Below are 15710 nucleotides of genomic sequence, written 5' to 3'. Positions count from 1 at the left end.
CGGGAAACAAGCCTGCGGGCCCGGATACCGCGGCGAAAGGACAGGCGTAGGCTTCTCTCATGACTGAGGAGCGCTCCCGGGAATTCGACGTCATCGTGATCGGTGCCGGAGCCGCCGGCGAAAACGTCGCCGACCGCGTCGTCCGGGGAGGCCTCACAGCAGCCATCGTCGAATCCGAGCTGGTGGGCGGAGAATGCTCCTACTGGGCCTGCATTCCGTCCAAGGCCCTGCTCCGCCCGGGCACCGCGCTGCATGGCGCACAATCCGTCCCCGGCGCCGCCGATTCCGTCACGAAGGTCCTGGACCCCGCGCCCGTGCTCAAGTACCGCGACTACTTCACCAACCGCTGGCAGGACGACGGCGGCGTCCAGTGGCTGTCCGACGCCGGAATCGAGCTGGTGCGCGGCGTCGCCCGAATCACCGGGCCGCGGGAGGTCCAGGTGGACGGGGTGGACGGCAACAGCTACGCGCTCAAGGCACGGCACGCCGTCGTCATCGCCACCGGCTCCACACCACTCATTCCGGACATTCCAGGCCTTCGCTCGGCCCCCTACTGGACGACCCGCGGGGCCACCTCGGCGCGCGAGGTCCCGGAGCGCTTCGTGGTGCTGGGCGGCGGCGTTGCCGGCGTCGAACTCGCGCAGGCCTTTGCGCGGCTGGGATCGCAGGTGTCGGTGGTGGCGCGCGGCAGGCTGCTCAGCGCCTTCCCGGAGGAAGCGGCGGAACTGGTTGCGGCCGGGCTGCGCGCCGACGGCGTGGCGCTGCACACCGGCGCCGCCGTCCTGAGCGTGCGGACGAACGAGCAGTCCTTCTCCGTCACCCTTGACGACGGCAAAGTCCTGGACGCCGACAAGCTCCTGGTGGCGACGGGCCGCCGGCCGGCCCTGGACAACCTCGGGCTGGAGAGCGTCGGGCTCGCGGAAGTGGAGGACGACGGCGGCCCGGCGGCGGTGCGGCTCAGCACCGATTCGACAGGACTGGTGGAGGGGGCCGCGAGTGACGGGACCAGCGGGCTGTGGCTGTACGCGGCAGGCGACGCCGCGGGCACTCCGCTGCTGACCCACCAGGGGAAGTACAGTGCGCGGGCAACGGGTGACGCGATCGTGGCCCGCTCCGAGGGGAAGCTGCACCGGGCCCCGAAACCCTGGAGCCACGTCACCAGCACGGCCAACGAACACGCGGTGCCCAGCGTGGTCTTCACGGATCCCGAGGTAGCGAGCGTCGGCCTGAGCCTGGCCCAGGCGCAGGAGCGCGGCATCCGGGCGGGCTCGGTGGACCTGCCCATCAACGTGTCGGGCTCGCAACTGTACGCGGAGAACTACAAGGGGTGGGCGCAGCTGGTGGTGGACGAAGACCGGCGCGTAGTGCTGGGCGCCACCTTCGCGGGACCCGGCGTGGCGGAGTTGTTGCACGGGGCCACGATCGCGATCGTGGGCGAGGTGCCGGTGGAGCGTCTGTGGCATGCGGTGCCCTCCTTCCCCACCCTGAGCGAGGTGTGGCTGCGGCTCTTGGAAAAATACGGCCTGTGAGCTCTATTTGAACTGACTAGTCAGTTCAAATAGAATGATGGTGACATCAGGCTCTCGAAAGGTCCATCGGTGCTCACCGCACAGGAACTCCAGATCAACGGCCGCCGCGCCGACCTGCTGCCGCCCACCTCCCTCGAGGTCCGCCGCGGCCAGCTTCTGCTCATCAGCGGCGACGGGCAGGAACAGCGCACCGCCCTCGCCCTCGCCCTCAGCGGCCGGATGAAGCCCGGAAGCGGGCTGCTCAGCTGGGACGGCGCCACCAGGACCAGGAAGATCCGCTCGGCGGGCGCGCTGCTCGACTCCCCCGGAATCAACGAGCCCGAACAGCACTTGAGCGTGCGCGACCTCGTTACCGAGGACCTTGCCCTCATCCCGCGCCGGTACCGCGGCGCCCTGCTCAGCAAGCCCTGGCTCAAGGTGAACAGCTTCGAGGACATCGCAGGACTCTGGATCGAGCAACTCCCCGCGGCGCGGCGCCTCGAACTGCTGACCGCCCTCGCTCTCGCCGACCCCGCGGTTGACCTCCTGGTGCTCGACTCCCCGGACCGGCACAGCTCCGATCCTGCGGACTGGCTCCCCCGGCTCGAGCAGTTGGCGCACGACGCCGGGCGGCCGCTCGCCGTCGTCGCGGTCGTTTCCGCCCTCCCGGACGGCTGGGATGGCGCCTCGGCCACGATCGGCAACGCCGTGCCGGAGCCCGCCAGGGAAGCGGACACCGAAGAAGGTGCACCCGAGGAAGCGGACTCCGCTCCGGAAGTCCCCGGGACCGACACCCTGCAAAGGCCCGACACCCTGCAAAGGACTGCACAGTGACTGTTCTGCGGCTGGCCCGCTCCGAACTCAAGCGCATGACCGGCGGGCTGCTGCCCAAGCTGACCATCCTTGCCCTGACCATGGTTCCGCTGCTCTACGGCGCCGTGTACCTGTACGCAAACTGGGACCCGTACGGAAACCTGGACAAGATCGACGCCGCACTGGTGGTGCAGGACGCGGGCGCCACGTCCTCCGACGGCACACAACTGCAGGCCGGCCGCAAGGTGGCCGATTCGCTGGTGGAGGGCCATGTCTTCAATTGGCAGCAGGTGGACACTGCCGAGGAGGCGGACGCCGGGGTGCAGAGCGGCAAGTACGCCTTCGCCCTGAAGATCCCCAAGGATTTCTCCGCCAACCTGGTTTCGCCCGGCAGTTTCGACGCCGCCAACCAGGCGATGCTCAACGTCACTACGAACGATGCCAACAACTACCTGCTGAGCACGATCGTGGACAAGCTCACCACGGCCGTGCATTCCACGGTGGCCAAGGAAGTGGGCGAGGAGACCGCCAACCAGCTCCTCACCGGCTTCGGCACCATTCACGCCCAAATCGTGAAGGCGGCAGACGGCGCCGCGAAACTGTCGGACGGCGTAAGCAAGCTCAGTTCCGGCGCCGCCGCGCTCCATGACGGCACCGCCCAGCTGCGCCGCGGCACCGCTGAGCTCGCGGCCGGCCAGGCCAAGCTGCGCGACGGAGCGAACCAGCTCAACGCCGGGGCGGGCCAGCTCAGTGCGGGTCTGTCCGAACTCAGGGACAAGACCGCCAGCCTCCCGGCGGATTCGCGGAAGCTCGCCGACGGCGCCGCGCAGGTGGCCGCCGGAAACGCGCAGCTGAACGCGAAGGTGCAGGACGTCGTCGGGCAACTGGAAGCGTTCGACGCCGGGGCGCGGGACCGCGTGGTCGCCGCCAATGCGCGGCTGATGGACGCGGGAGTGATCACCCAGGAGCAGGCGGACAGGATCCTGGCCGACTACGACACCGGCGCGGCATCGGCACCGGTCGCCGGTGCGAAGGCGAAGATCGCCGCCGACGCCGCGAAAATCCAGCAACTCTCCGACGGTTCGGCAGCCGTGAGCGCCGGAGCGGCCAAGCTCGCTCAGGCGATGCCCGCGCTGACCGGGGCGATCGGCCAGGCCTCGGCGGGCGCCGAGCAGCTCAGCACCGGAGCCGCCACCCTCGCCGCGGGACAGCAGACGGCGCTGGACGGTGCCTCCGCCTTGGCGGACGGTGCCGCGAAGCTCGACGACGGCGCCGCCCGGCTCGCCAGCGGCGCCGCCACCGCCGCGGACGGTTCGCGCACCCTGGCGGACGAACTCGCCAAGGGTGCAGGCAAGATCCCGAATCCGGACGACGCCCAGAAGAGCGAGGTCTCCAAAGTGATCGCGGACCCCGTGGCGGTGAACAACGTTTCGCAGGCCAAGGCCGGATCCTACGGCGCCGGGCTCGCGCCGTTCTTCCTGACCCTGGCCCTGTGGATCGGCGTGTTCATGCTGGTGCAGGCCATGCGGCCGATCACCCAGCGGGCGCTGGCCTCGAACGCGCCCTCGTGGAAGATCGCCGTAGGCGGCTGGCTGCCGTTCTTCGCGGTGTCCGTGCTGCAGGCCAGCATCCTGACCCTCGTGGTGGACCTCGGGCTCGGGCTGAACCCGGCCCACCCGGTGCTGATGTGGCTGTTCATGCTGGCCGCCGCGATGGCGTTCAGCGCGATCATCCAGGGTGTGGTGGCACTGCTCGGCACCCCCGGGAAGTTCGTGGTGCTCATCCTGCTGGTGCTGCAACTGGTGTCCTCCGGCGGCACGTTCCCCTGGCAGACCACCCCGGAACCGCTGCACGTGGTGCACCAGATCATGCCGATGGGCTATGTTGTCACGGGCATGCGGCACCTGGTCTACGGCGGGGACCTGTCGATGATCCTGCCCACGGTGCTCGGGCTGCTTGGCTACACTTTGCTGGGCGCGGCCCTGTCCACCTTGGCCGTGCGCAAGCACAAGTATTGGACCCTGAAGACCCTGAAGCCGGAGATAGCCGTATGAGCACCCCTGATGACGCGGGCAGGAAGGATGACGCCGGCAGGAAGCTGCGCCCTGCACGGACCAACGCCACCAAGCAGCGCCTGTTCGAGGCCTCGATGGAACTGATCGGCGAGCGCGGGGCGGCCGGGGTCACGGTGGACGAGATCGCGGCCGCGGCCGGGGTGTCCAAGGGAACGGTGTACTACAACTTCGGCAGCAAGTCGGACCTGATCGCCCAGTTGCTGCGCCACGGCGTGGACATCATGCTGGGCCGGCTGCAAAGCATCGCGGATCCGGAAGCCGATCCCCTGGATGCCATGGATGCCATGGTGGGCCAAGCCATGGACTTCATGGACGACTACCCGTCCTTCGCCCGGCTTTGGGTCAGCGAGAACTGGAAGACGCCGAACGAATGGGGCCAGCTCTTTGCGGAGCTGCGGGCCGAACTGATCGGCGTCATCGGAGCGGCCCTGGAAAACGTGGCCCGGAAGTACCCCGTGGACACGCGAGTGGCGCGGGGCAGCCTGGAAGCGGCGATGTTCGGTGCCATCTTCGTGGTGGGCCTGGACCGCCAGACCTACAACCCGGAGCGCAGCAAGGAACAGAGCGTGGCCGCGGTGATGACCCTCATGCACGGCTACGTGCTGCGCTAAACGGTACGCAACTGCAATCTGCCGCGGCGTGGCGGGGGTGCGGGCGCCGGCGTCCGCTCGGGGATGATGGATCCATGCGTCGTATGGGGAACAGTGGAAAGCTCGCGGTCATTTCCGCGGTGGTGGCCGGGGCCTTGCTGGTCCTGGCGGCGATCACCCTCGAAGAGTGGGTGCTGTTCATGTTCTTCGGCGCCGTGCTGCTGGGTTACCTGGCTTCCCTCACCCAGGTGCTCGCCCGGCGCCGCTACCTGGTCCTGGCCGTGGCCTTTGTCGGGTGCACGCTGTTCATCGCCTTCGGTATCGCCTTCCTGCGCATGTGGGGCCTGGCCTTCACCCTGAGCGAGAACTCCCTGGGCAGTGCGGTCAGCAGCAAGGACTCGGACAGCTACTTCTACCTCTCTCTCGCCGCCGGCGGCGCGTCCCTGCTCGTACTCTTCGTCGGGGCAGTGTGGCCTGGCCGCCGGACCGCCCCGGCACGCCCTGCAAGGCGCAAGCCCGCACCGCGTCCTGCTGGTCGGCCGGCTTCAAGCACTGCCCGGCGCCCGGCGCCGGCGGCCCGGCGGCGGCCCGCCGCCAAGGTGCCGCCGACACCTGCCAAGCGGCCGACGTCGGGAGCTGCGTCCCAGCCCAAGGCGCCCGCCAAGGGGAACCGGCAAAACTCTCCGGCCCGCCGCCGCTGACCCAAGTAGCTCGCACTTGTGTCGTTTGAGCCCTCAATACGACGTTAGGTGCGGGTCAGTTGGGGAATCTTCAGGGGCGATGCCTGCCGCCGTTGCAGCACTGCCACCGCCACGCCGGCCAGGAGGATCAGTCCGCCCGCCAGTTCGGCCGGCGTCGGGATCTCCCCGAGGAGAAGCCACGCCGCGGTCATCCCGACCACGGGCACGAGCAGCGTGAATGGCACGACCGCCGAGCCCGGGTACAGGCTGAGCAGGCGGTTCCAGATTCCGTAGCCGAGCAGCGAGGCGAAGACCGCCGTGTAGAGGGCGCTGAGGATGGTGGCCGGCTGCAGCTGCGTGAGGGTGCCGACGACGGCGTCGGGCCCGTCGACCAGCAGGGACAGTGCCGCAAGCGGCAGGGGCACCACCGCCCCGGACCACACCACAAGGCCCAGCCCCGAGGCTGCCTTGGCCTTGCGCACGATCACATTCCCGATCGCCCAGGACAGTGCCGCGGCGAGAACAATCATGAGGGGCACCACCGGCGCGACGAGGCTCCGGCCGACGGCCACCACGGCGAGTCCGGCCACGCCGAGCACCACCCCGGCCAGCTGCCGCTTCCCGGGTTTTTCGCCGAGGATCCGGGCGGCAAGCAACACTGTCAGGAGCACCTGCGCCTGGAGGACGAGCGACGCCAGCCCTGCGGGCATGCCCAGTGCCATGCCCAGGTAGAGCAGCCCGAACTGCCCCGCGCTCATGAAGAGCCCGACGCCGGCGATCGCCTTCCAGCCGACGTCCGGCTTGGGGATGAAGAAGATGCAGGGGAAGACCACCAGGACGAAGCGGATGGCCACGAACAGCAGCGGCGGGACAGCGGCAGTGCCACCATGGCCGTCGGAGGGGTGCAGGCCGAAATCGATCGCGACGAAGTTGAGTCCCCAAAGGACGGCGACCAGGACGGCAAGGGCGGAGTGGCGCAGGTTCACGATCCAACTGTGGCACTCCAGGACCATGAAGCACCAGCGTTGAATTCTTCATGAAATCATGTACCGTTGCTTCATGATTGAGATGGCAGCGCTGCGTGCCCTGGTCGCAGTTGAACAGCACGGCTCGGTGATCGCCGCAGCGGACATCATGGGCTTCAGCCCGTCCGCCGTGTCCCAGCAGATCAAGAAGCTCGAGAAGCAGAGCGGCGTGTCCGTTCTCGAGCGCCACGGCCGCGGAGTGCTCCTGACGGATCGCGGCATGGCCCTCGCGGAGCATGGACGCCGCATCCTCGGCGAACTGGAGGAACTGCAGACCACGCTCCTGGCCGATCCCGCCAAGCCCAGCGGCGTGCTGCGGCTCGTGGCATTCTCCACGGCCTGCCGGGGGCTGGTGGGACCGGTGCTTGGGAAGCTCGGCCGCACGACGGCGGACGACAGCGAGCCCGGGCTGGACATCCGCGTCCTGGCCGAGGACCCGCGCGAAGCCGTGCAGCGCGTGGCCTCCGGCGAAGCGGATCTCGGGGTGGTCCACAACTGGAACTCCGTGCCGCTGCTCATCCCCGGGAACATGGTCCACGAAGAGCTGTGCACCGACACCGCGGACGTGCTGCTCAACTCCGTGCACCCCCTGGCAGGGCGGTCCGCCGTCGAGGCATCCGATCTGCTGGGCGAGTCCTGGATCAGCACGCCGTCCAACGCCATCTGCAACGAAGCGCTGCTGGCGATCTTCGCGGGCCTCGGCCAGGTACCGGACATCCGCATGTACGACCCCGATTTCTCCACCCACATCGCCATGGTCCGGCAGGGCGTGGCCGTGGCGCTCGTCCCGCGGCTCGGCAGGCCGGAGCTTCCCGCTGGCGTGGTGGCCGTGCCGGTGGAAAATCCGCGGCAGCAGCGGGAAGTGGGCATCGTCTACCGCAAGACGATGCGGTCGAGCCCGAGCATCCGGCACGTCGTGGGCCTGCTTCGGGAAGCAGCCGCGGAGTTGGACGAGGCGTAGGCGGACCAGGGCGGACCCAGCCGGCTTCCAGCAAGCTCCCCGTTTTCGCGCAGTTCGGGCGGGGATCATCGGAACATGCACCTTGCCCTCCGGGAACGCGCCCGGCAATTTTCCGCGCCGCCGCCCGCGCCACGCTCCTCCCAGCGGACCCTGTTTTTCTGGGCGGCCGGCCTCCTGTTGGCCGGTGATGCCCTGTTCTGGACCCTGTACTCCCAGGTGCAGACCACCTCAGGCCTCGTACTGCTCGACGGCCCGGCCCACGACTTCCTCCTGGGAATCCGCGGCCCGGTCCTCACTGCCCTGTTCGGTGCCGTTTCCGCGGCGACGTCGCCCCTGGCGATGTCCGTGATCTGCGTGGGATTCTGTGTGGCGTGGTGGGTCCGCCGCCGCGAACTGTGGCGCCCCGCCCTGCTGCTGTGCGCCATGGGCTTCACCGTGGTGGTCACCGCAGTGGTGAAGGAATGGGTGGACCGGCCCCGCCCGCCGGCCCGGGATTTCCTCCTCGGCCCCGATGACGCCCTGTCCTTCCCGTCAGGCCACACCGCGGGCATCGCGGTGTTCCTGTTCGTCCTCGCGTATCTTCTGGCGTCGCGTTCAGGCCGGCGTTCGACGGCGGTGCTCGCCCCGGCCGCTGCACTCGCCGGGACGCTCCTGGTGGCCTTCAGCCGCATCTACCTCGGCTACCACTGGATGAGCGACGTACTGGCGTCGATCGGGCTGGGACTGGCCGTGACCGCCGTCGTGGTATTCGCTGACGCGGTGCGGCGCGGACCTGCACGGGCTATTTCGGAACGGGCTATTTCGGACGGGGCACGGCGAAATGCGTGAGGCGGGCGTCCTGCCCGTCCAGCTCGGCCCAAGGCTTCTCCAATTCCAGGACCGTCAAGGCGCTGGTGGGGTAATGGCTGGCGGCGTCCATGTAGGCCTCATGGTCCGAGTCGCGGGAGGCCAAGTGCATGGCAAGGTCCTGGACGCCCGGCATGTGCGCGAAGACCATCAGCGTGCCGACCGTATCCGGCACGTGGTTGATGATGCTGAGCATCCGCAGCGCTGGGGCGGCATAGAGACCGCCCTCAAGCTTCGGCGTCGGGGCCTTCTCGCCGAGCTCGTTGCACACCCAGGTACAGGTCTGGCGGGTCCGCAGGGCAGAGGAACACAGGATGAAGTCCGGAACCACCCCGTGCTTCAGGAGCCATTTACCGGCCAAGGGAGCCTCCCGGTGCCCGCGTTCCGCCAGAGGCCGGTCATGGTCGTCGACACCCATGGGCCAGTCGGACTTGGCATGGCGCATGATGACCAGCCGCTTGATGTGGTGCTCGCTCATGCCCCAACTTTATAGCCGCGGAGACACATGCTCTCTTGCCCAGAACGCGCGACGGCTCCCGCCCCCAAGAGAGGGCGCTGCAGCGAAAGCGGTGTTTCGCGTAGTGCCGCATCGCCGACTGAGGAACGAAGGAGGTGTCTAAGGCACGGCGAAATGCCGCGAAAGCGAAAGCGCCCGCCCCAGCAAGGGAACGGGCGCCGTCGAGGGTTGCAAAGACTAGATCGAGTATTCCGGAGCGGCCCAGACGATGACTTCGGGGTGCTCGTAGAAGCGGTAGCCCTGGCCACGGACCGTGCGGACAGTGTTGGCGAGGCGGCCCAGCTTGGAGCGGAGGCGGCGGATGTGGACGTCGATGGTGCGCTCGTTCGGCACTTCCTCGGCGTTGCGCCACAGACCTTCGAGGAGTTCGTCCCGGCCCACGGTGCGGGTGCCGTTTTCCACCAGGTAGTTCAGGAGCTCGAACTCCTTGAACGTCAGGTTCAGGGATTCGCCGTCGAGGTGCACTTCGCGGCGGGCGAGGTCGATCAGCACGCCGGAGGGGCGGGCTTCCTGCTGCGGCTGCGGGCGGACGGCTTCGGAACGCTGGCGGTTGCCGACGGTGGGATCGCCGAAGGTGGAGCGGACGACGTCGAGGGCGGAGCCAGGGGCGCTCGCCGGGGCAACCGCAACGGCGGCGTAGCTCTCGGCGCCGGTCACGAGGGATTGGGCGTAGGCGCGGATTTCCTGGGCCAGCTTGGCGATGGAAGTACCCGCGGCTGCGGCGGTGTCCTCGTCAATGCCCATGTAGAGCACGAAGCCACGGGCAACGTTATCGCCGGGGACGGGGCGGATGGCACGCTCGGTCGGTGCCAGGACCGGGGTAGGTGCGGTCATGGGAGCGGCCTCGTTGGCGGGAACTGCCCGGAGTTGCCCATAGGAGTTGGGGTTGTAGCCCTGGGGAACGTAGCCCGGGGCCTGGCCCGCACCTGCGGGGCCGGGCTGGGCGTACCCGGGGCGGCCGCCCAAGCCAGGACGCAGGCCGGCGTTGGACGCCGCCTTGTTGGCGTTTCGGACGGAGATGTGGACGTATCCGGATGCAACTGACATAGGAGTACTTACCTCAATGTGAATGGCCGTCATCGCGGCTTCGAATGCTTATACGGTCCCCGCAATGAGTTGGGGAAGGCGCCCGACGCTGGGCAAGGGACGAATGCCTGAAACTTCTTGGGGGTCGGAAGTTAGGCGTACATTCGACAACAGCTCATCGCGATGCCAGCGGGTGCGCTGGTCCCGATTGCTGCGGCTGCAGGTGCTGTTGAGTTCTTGTTCACATTTGAAGTGTGCAACGTAATAAAGGGAACTTGCAAGTAACAAAGCGCAGATCCGTCCACATCCTGAGACGCAAAGGACTATTGTGCGCCAGATCACAATTCCAGAATGTCCAAATGTGACCGACCTGGCTTCGTCACAATCCAAGTCTGAGGCGAAATAATCGAACATCCTTCGCCACGAGTGGCTGTTTTGGAATCTTGGCGCGAAATCTCCCGGAATACCTGAATCTCAAGATATGAAACAACTCTTGTCCAATCGGGATACAACCGCCGACGGAAAATTTTCCCTGAATCGTCTGCTAAAAGGCTCGGAAGCGCCTCGGCAGGTGTGACTGGAGGGTTCCCTGGGGTCCGGGCGGACCCTCCGGAACACCTCAGGAAGGCCTCCCTGGAACCCCGTGCAGGTGCACCGTGAGGATCCTGCGGGCAGCATCCGGGCAGCCCGCAGTCCTCCTACGACGGCATCAGTTACTGGCGGAGCCTGTGCCCGGATCCGAAGCACCCGGCCCGGATCCCGAGCCGGGAACACCGGTGCCCGAATCCTGGCCGCTGGATATTGCCGTGAGCAGCTGGATGGTTTCGGCCGTGTAGCTTCCGGATTCCTGCAGCGCGGTGATGCGTACGACGGCGCCGCTTTGCACGTCCGAAATGCTTAGGGTGCTCCTCCCCTGGTTCATCCCGCGACCTATCCCCTGCGACACCACGAGGTCGCTGCCGAGGCTGTAGCTGCGGGTGAACCCGTCCTCGCTCCTTACCGTGACGGAGTCCGCCGAAACCTGGGAGACCGTGCCGGTCTGCGAACCCATGTTCACGTACTTCCCGTTCCTCAGGATCACGTATTCGGAATGGACGGCGGCGCCGAGTCCGCCGGCACCCAGGCCCAGGCCGTCCGGTGCAAAACCGCCGCCGTTCATGCCGAAGCCGCCCGGCCCGCCCTGGGCCGACATATCGTTCTGCCCGGCCATGCCGCCGGGGCCCTGAGTTCCGGTGTCAGCCGCCGTCGCGTTGCCGGCGGCATAGATCCCGGCGGCGGTTGCTCCAGCAACGAAGACAGCCACGCCTCCTGCAATGAGCCCCTTCTTCAGGGTCCACTTGCCAGCGATGCCGCTGCCCGGTGCGTTTGGCCCTGCGTTCCGGGCGGGAGCGGCACCCCAGTCGGCGGTCGGCTGGCCCGACGGCGGGGCACCCCAACCGAAAGACGGCTGGGTCTGTTGCGGGGGTGCACCCCAGCCGGCAGAGGGCTGGGCCGCCGTCGGGTACTGTCCTGGCTGGACCGGCTGGGACGTCTGCCGGTTTTCCGGGTCCTGGGCGCCGATGGCCGGTCCCACGGGGCCGTGGGCTGCGGGAGGTTCCTGTCGTTCCATGGTCTGGTCTTCTCCGAATCGTGGGATGGGATCGTTTTGTCCCACCCAGACTCGGCCGCGTTGCTGTGCAGGGGCTGTGTCGCACGGAAGCCCCTCCTGTGAGCACGGGTTCCCTGGCCGGAGCGCAGCGGAGGTTAGGGAGGCGGTGGGGACTAGCGCCTAGTTCGGCCCCAAACTTCGCTTCGCCCAGTTCGGGGCCCTCGCGAACTAGGCTTAGCACTCACAGGGCGCTCACAGGAAGCGCAAAGGCGCGTCAAACGGCCGGATCGGAGGCTTGTTCCATGGCATCCTCGCACTCCACCAACAACCTTCCGCAGCTCAGCCACCCGGACGGCTCCCCCATCCGTGCCCTCGTGGTTGACGACGAACCGAGTCTCGCCGAGCTGATGAGCATGGGCCTGCGTATGGCCGGCTGGTCGGTCGAGATCGCCGGTGACGGCCCGGCCGCGGTCAAGCTGGCCAAGGACTTCCGCCCGGACGTGCTGGTGCTCGATGTCATGCTGCCAGGGTTCGACGGCGTGGAGCTGCTGGGCAGGATCCGCGCGTTCGCGCCGGAAGTCCCTGCGCTTTTCCTCACCGCCAAGGACGACGTCAAGGACCGCATCACCGGGCTGGCCGCGGGCGGGGACGACTACGTCACCAAGCCGTTCAGCATGGAGGAAGTCCTCCTGCGCCTGCACCGCCTGGTGCAGCGTTCCGGCGTGGCCGCCATGGACACCGCGGAACTTGTGGTGGGCGACCTCACCCTGAACGTCGACACCCGCGAGGTGACCCGCGCCGGCCAGGACATCGCCCTCACCACCACCCAGTTCGAACTCCTGCGCTACCTCATGGAGAACCCGCGCCGGGTCATCAGCAAGGCACAGATCCTGGACCGCGTCTGGGACTACGACTTCGGCGGGCAGGCCAACATCGTGGAACTGTACATTTCCTACCTGCGCAAGAAGATCGACGCCGAGCACCCGCCGATGATCCATACCGTGCGCGGCGCCGGATACGTCATCAAGCCCGCCGGGTAGGGGCAGGCATGTCCAAACTTTCGGGAGCACCCCGGCGGGCAGGCCGGTACTGGCTGAACCCTGCCACCTGGCATCTTCGCACCCGGTTGATCCTCGTCTCCATGGGCCTGCTCGTGGCGATCTGCGGCGCCATCGGCCTTGTCAGCTACGCCTCCATGGACCTCTTCCTGACCCGCCAGCTGGACGAACAGCTCACGCAGGCGGCGCACCGGGCAACCGAGTTCGGCAGGCCGCCGTCGGGAGCACCCATCGGACGCCCGGACCCGCTTGAGGCGCGGGGCCAGGGGGCCGGAACCATCAACGCCCGGATCTTCGGTTCCACGGTCAGCAGCGCGGGATTCATCAACGCCGACGGTGTCCGCGCCGATCTCTCGGAGGCCGACGAACAAGTACTGCTGGATCTGCCCGGGAACGGCGCGCACGTGGACCGGAGCCTGTCCAACGGCGACTACCGCCTCGTGGCAAGCGAAACGCCGTACGGCGACATCATCGTCACCGGGCTTCCGCTCGCCGCAAAGCAGGGCACGGAGGCGTCGCTGGTGTGGACCATGGTGTTGGTGTCCCTGGGCGGACTCGGGCTGATCGGGCTTGCGGGCACCGTGATGATCCGTCGCACGATGCGCCCGTTGGAGCAGCTGTCCGAGGTGGCCACCAAGGTTTCGCGGCTTCCGCTCGACGCCGGCGAGGTGGCCCTGGCGGTGCGCGTCCCGAAGACCGCCGCGCACCCCGGCACCGAGGTGGGCAGCGTAGGCCACGCCCTGAACCTCATGTTGGACAACGTCTCCAACGCCTTGGAGGCTCGCCAGCGGAGCGAAACGAAGGTGCGCCAGTTCGTCGCCGACGCCTCGCATGAGCTGCGCACCCCGCTGACGGCGATCCGCGGCTACACCGAATTGCTGCGCATGACCGAGAACTTCAGCGAGGACGGCCGCAAGTCCCTGGGCCGGGTGCAGAGCCAGTCCGAACGCATGACGGCGCTCGTGGAGGACCTCCTGCTGCTGGCCCGCCTGGACGAAGGCAAGCCGACGGAATTCGGCCATGTGGACCTCACCCAGCTGGTGGTCGAAACCGTCAGCGACGAGAAAGTCATGGCCCCCGGGCACATTTGGCAGCTGGAACTCCCTGGCGAGCCCCTCACGGTCCGCGGCGACCCCACCCAGCTCCACCAGGTCCTGGCCAACCTGCTTTCCAACGCCCGCAAGCACACCGAGGACGGCACAACCGTCACCACCGGGGTGATGCGCTCGGCCGACGGAAACGCCGTGATCACCGTGACCGACGACGGCGCCGGCATCCCGCCGGAGTTCCAAGACCGGATTTTCTCCCGCTTCGCCCGGGCCGACGCGGCGCGCACCGGCACCGAGGGCAGCTCGGGACTTGGCCTGTCGATCGTCGAGTCGATCGTGCAGGCGCACGGTGGTTCGGTGGAGGTCAGCTCGCGCCCGGGACGCACTGAATTCGTCGTGCGGCTGCCCCTTCCCTGAGAAGAGGCCCAACGCGCGACGTCGGAGCGCGCCCGCGCAAGGCGACTCACCGCCGTCGTGATGTCCGTTACCTAAATGTGACTTTCACGGCGGGCTCCTGTACCGTCGAAAGGGTGCTCCGGATATTCCGGACCACCGCCGGGCAGACGCCGAGCTCTGCCACTCCCCGGCGCCCCAACACGCAGGCAGAGACGGGGGACCCAGAGTCTCCGGGCCGCTTCGCGTTCACGAACCGGTCCTTGGGGTGAAGCCGCAGAACCAGAATCTCCGCTGGTGCGGCCGGATGACCTCATCCGAACCCGACAGCTAACTCCGCAGGCGTTGAGAGGTAAACCACCATGTCTCCTGCCAAGGATCAGTCGCGCCTGCATGGGCGCCGCCGCGGGGAAGTTTCTGCCCCGCGCACCGTTTTGAAGAAAGCTGCGGGCCTGCGCAGCACCAGCCAGCGCCTCGCCGTCACGGCCGGCGTTCTCGCCCTGGCCGTGGGTGCCGGCGCTGCCGGACAGGTCGCCGGCCAAGGAAGCAACCAGGCAATCGACGCTGCCCGGACCTCCGTGTCCGCCCCGGAAGCCAGCGCAACCGCTACTCCGAGCATGACGCCGTCGGCCGCCGCTTCCAAGCCTGCCGCTAAGCCGTCCACGCCGGCCAAACCGGCCGTGAAGCCGGCCCCTGTGACCGCACAGTCGGCCAAGGTGGCCCCGGCCAAGCCTGCCGTTCCGGCGAAGCCTGTTGCGGTGAACGACCCCGCCGGTGCCCAGGCCTACGCTGCCAGCCTGCTCTCCTCCTTCGGCTGGGGTCCGGGCGAGATGGACTCGCTGCGGATCCTGTGGACCAAGGAATCGGACTGGACCACCACCGCCGTCAACGCCTCCAGCGGCGCCTACGGCATCGTGCAGTCCCTGCCCGGCGACAAGATGGCCACCGAGGGCGCGGACTGGCAAACCAACTACAAAACCCAGATCCGCTGGGGCCTGAAGTACATCAAGGAACGCTACGGCTCGCCGTCGGCAGCGCTGTCCTTCCACTACGCCAACAACTGGTACTGAGCCGGATCTCGCGGCGTCAGGCCGTGAGCGCGTACCCCTCGCGGATCCAACCCAGTAGCTCGGCATCGATCCCAGAAGGCTCCGTGACGATAACTTCGTTGTGCCACCGGTTGGCAGATACACGCTCCGCCCGGTGCACACGGTTGGACGTGAGCTCCCTCCCGAGAACTATGTTGACCAGGATCCCGCCCCGGCGGGGATGGATCCCGAGGAATGCGCGCCCGTGCGCCACGTGGAAGGATGACGCCTTCTCCTGAAGTTCGCAGCCTTCCAGGGCAAGGACTTGATCCATGAGCGCGCCGTAAATGCTCGATGAGACCGGGTCACCTTCGATTCGTTCTCTTGCGCTACGGGCCATTTCGCCAGCATAAGTGTGGGCTTCACTGGACGCCACTACGGGCTCCACAGCAACGGCCCGTCCCTTCCGGGGGACGGGCCGTTTTCGCATCCACAGCTAGTGGATCTGCATCCACAGCCCCAGCACAGCTTGCGCCTAAAGCACGCAAATCCC

At 67.8% G+C, this 15710-nt stretch carries 15 protein-coding genes and 1 riboswitch; of the genes, 10 read left to right on the top strand and 5 right to left on the bottom strand.

Going from position 1 to position 15710, the window contains the following annotated elements; all coding sequences use genetic code 11:
• The first annotated feature begins 59 nt into the window (after nt 1-59).
• The 5 genes from DWV11_RS14190 (at nt 60) to DWV11_RS14170 (ending at nt 5687) form a co-directional block, all read left to right on the top strand.
• Entirely contained in the window at nt 60-1529 is a 1470-nt protein-coding gene (locus DWV11_RS14190) for a dihydrolipoyl dehydrogenase family protein (RefSeq protein ID WP_115789555.1), read from the top strand.
• 69 nt (nt 1530-1598) lie between these two features.
• Complete coding sequence (locus tag DWV11_RS14185) at nt 1599-2342, top strand: ABC transporter ATP-binding protein (RefSeq protein WP_115789554.1); 744 nt, start codon at nt 1599-1601, stop codon at nt 2340-2342.
• Nucleotides 2339-4375: a YhgE/Pip domain-containing protein gene (locus DWV11_RS14180; RefSeq protein WP_115789553.1), complete on the top strand. Its 2037-nt coding sequence runs from the start codon at nt 2339-2341 to the stop codon at nt 4373-4375. Before DWV11_RS14185 ends, DWV11_RS14180 begins: the two co-directional genes overlap by 4 nt.
• Nucleotides 4372-5007, top strand: a complete 636-nt coding sequence (locus DWV11_RS14175) for a TetR/AcrR family transcriptional regulator (protein ID WP_115789552.1) — start codon at nt 4372-4374, stop codon at nt 5005-5007. Before DWV11_RS14180 ends, DWV11_RS14175 begins: the two co-directional genes overlap by 4 nt.
• Nucleotides 5008-5081: 74 nt before the next feature.
• Nucleotides 5082-5687 (top strand): hypothetical protein, encoded by a 606-nt coding sequence (locus DWV11_RS14170; protein WP_115789551.1) that lies wholly within the window; start codon nt 5082-5084, stop codon nt 5685-5687.
• A gap of 44 nt (nt 5688-5731) precedes the next feature.
• On the opposite strand, the gene DWV11_RS14165 is transcribed toward DWV11_RS14170, so the two are convergent.
• A complete protein-coding gene (locus tag DWV11_RS14165; protein ID WP_115789605.1) occupies nt 5732-6652 on the bottom strand; it encodes an EamA family transporter in 921 nt (306 codons plus the stop codon).
• Nucleotides 6653-6725: 73 nt separating this feature from the next.
• On the opposite strand from DWV11_RS14165, the gene DWV11_RS14160 reads away from it, so the two are divergent.
• Together DWV11_RS14160 and DWV11_RS14155 are read left to right on the top strand one after the other, a co-directional pair.
• Nucleotides 6726-7652 carry a LysR family transcriptional regulator gene (locus DWV11_RS14160; RefSeq protein WP_115789606.1) on the top strand — a complete coding sequence of 309 codons (927 nt, stop codon included), beginning with the start codon at nt 6726-6728 and terminating at the stop codon, nt 7650-7652.
• Nucleotides 7653-7727: 75 nt separating this feature from the next.
• The gene (locus DWV11_RS14155) at nt 7728-8480 is read left to right on the top strand and encodes a phosphatase PAP2 family protein (RefSeq protein WP_115789550.1); all 753 of its coding nucleotides are present in this window, start codon (nt 7728-7730) and stop codon (nt 8478-8480) included.
• Here the strand turns inward: DWV11_RS14155 and DWV11_RS14150 are convergent.
• The 3 genes from DWV11_RS14150 to DWV11_RS14140 form a co-directional block, all read right to left on the bottom strand.
• Complete coding sequence (locus tag DWV11_RS14150) at nt 8449-8976, bottom strand: SixA phosphatase family protein (protein ID WP_115789549.1); 528 nt, start codon at nt 8974-8976, stop codon at nt 8449-8451. The two genes, DWV11_RS14155 and DWV11_RS14150, sit on opposite strands and share 32 nt — an antisense overlap.
• Before the next feature lie 216 nt (nt 8977-9192).
• Nucleotides 9193-10062 carry a winged helix-turn-helix domain-containing protein gene (locus DWV11_RS14145; RefSeq protein ID WP_115789548.1) on the bottom strand — a complete coding sequence of 290 codons (870 nt, stop codon included), beginning with the start codon at nt 10060-10062 and terminating at the stop codon, nt 9193-9195.
• A gap of 688 nt (nt 10063-10750) precedes the next feature.
• Nucleotides 10751-11650, bottom strand: coding sequence for a hypothetical protein (locus tag DWV11_RS14140; RefSeq protein ID WP_115789547.1), 900 nt, complete (start codon nt 11648-11650; stop codon nt 10751-10753).
• Nucleotides 11651-11931: 281 nt separating this feature from the next.
• Here DWV11_RS14140 and DWV11_RS14135 point away from each other — a divergent pair, with 281 nt between their 5' ends.
• From DWV11_RS14135 to DWV11_RS14125, 3 genes are all read left to right on the top strand, one after another.
• Nucleotides 11932-12669, top strand: coding sequence for a response regulator transcription factor (locus DWV11_RS14135; protein ID WP_115789546.1), 738 nt, complete (start codon nt 11932-11934; stop codon nt 12667-12669).
• A gap of 8 nt (nt 12670-12677) precedes the next feature.
• Nucleotides 12678-14153 carry a sensor histidine kinase gene (locus tag DWV11_RS14130; RefSeq protein WP_115789545.1) on the top strand — a complete coding sequence of 492 codons (1476 nt, stop codon included), beginning with the start codon at nt 12678-12680 and terminating at the stop codon, nt 14151-14153.
• A 160-nt stretch (nt 14154-14313) separates the two neighbouring features.
• A riboswitch (cyclic di-AMP (ydaO/yuaA leader) is annotated at nt 14314-14486 on the top strand.
• Between the two features lie 5 nt (nt 14487-14491).
• Nucleotides 14492-15199, top strand: coding sequence for an aggregation-promoting factor C-terminal-like domain-containing protein (locus DWV11_RS14125; protein WP_115789544.1), 708 nt, complete (start codon nt 14492-14494; stop codon nt 15197-15199).
• 16 nt (nt 15200-15215) lie between these two features.
• Here DWV11_RS14125 and DWV11_RS14120 read toward each other — a convergent pair whose 3' ends face one another.
• Nucleotides 15216-15557 (bottom strand): DUF5655 domain-containing protein, encoded by a 342-nt coding sequence (locus tag DWV11_RS14120; RefSeq protein WP_136017911.1) that lies wholly within the window; start codon nt 15555-15557, stop codon nt 15216-15218.
• Nucleotides 15558-15710 lie beyond the last annotated feature (153 nt).

It is taken from the genome of Arthrobacter silvisoli (genome assembly GCF_003369445.1).
Classification (GTDB): domain Bacteria; phylum Actinomycetota; class Actinomycetes; order Actinomycetales; family Micrococcaceae; genus Arthrobacter; species Arthrobacter silvisoli.
This window is presented reverse-complemented; position numbering and strand designations above follow the sequence as displayed.

Excerpts from the sequence above, each read along its gene's own strand:
- DWV11_RS14145 (WP_115789548.1), bottom strand. The coding sequence starts at position 10,062 with ATGTCAGTTGCATCCGGATACGTCCACATCTCCGTCCGAAACGCCAAC.
- DWV11_RS14175 (WP_115789552.1), top strand. The coding sequence starts at position 4,372 with ATGAGCACCCCTGATGACGCGGGCAGGAAGGATGACGCCGGCAGGAAG.
- DWV11_RS14135 (WP_115789546.1), top strand. The coding sequence starts at position 11,932 with ATGGCATCCTCGCACTCCACCAACAACCTTCCGCAGCTCAGCCACCCG.
- DWV11_RS14160 (WP_115789606.1), top strand. The coding sequence starts at position 6,726 with ATGATTGAGATGGCAGCGCTGCGTGCCCTGGTCGCAGTTGAACAGCAC.
- DWV11_RS14125 (WP_115789544.1), top strand. The coding sequence starts at position 14,492 with ATGTCTCCTGCCAAGGATCAGTCGCGCCTGCATGGGCGCCGCCGCGGG.
- DWV11_RS14155 (WP_115789550.1), top strand. The coding sequence starts at position 7,728 with ATGCACCTTGCCCTCCGGGAACGCGCCCGGCAATTTTCCGCGCCGCCG.
- DWV11_RS14170 (WP_115789551.1), top strand. The coding sequence starts at position 5,082 with ATGCGTCGTATGGGGAACAGTGGAAAGCTCGCGGTCATTTCCGCGGTG.
- DWV11_RS14150 (WP_115789549.1), bottom strand. The coding sequence starts at position 8,976 with ATGAGCGAGCACCACATCAAGCGGCTGGTCATCATGCGCCATGCCAAG.
- DWV11_RS14140 (WP_115789547.1), bottom strand. The coding sequence starts at position 11,650 with ATGGAACGACAGGAACCTCCCGCAGCCCACGGCCCCGTGGGACCGGCC.
- DWV11_RS14120 (WP_136017911.1), bottom strand. The coding sequence starts at position 15,557 with ATGGCCCGTAGCGCAAGAGAACGAATCGAAGGTGACCCGGTCTCATCG.
- DWV11_RS14130 (WP_115789545.1), top strand. The coding sequence starts at position 12,678 with ATGTCCAAACTTTCGGGAGCACCCCGGCGGGCAGGCCGGTACTGGCTG.
- DWV11_RS14190 (WP_115789555.1), top strand. The coding sequence starts at position 60 with ATGACTGAGGAGCGCTCCCGGGAATTCGACGTCATCGTGATCGGTGCC.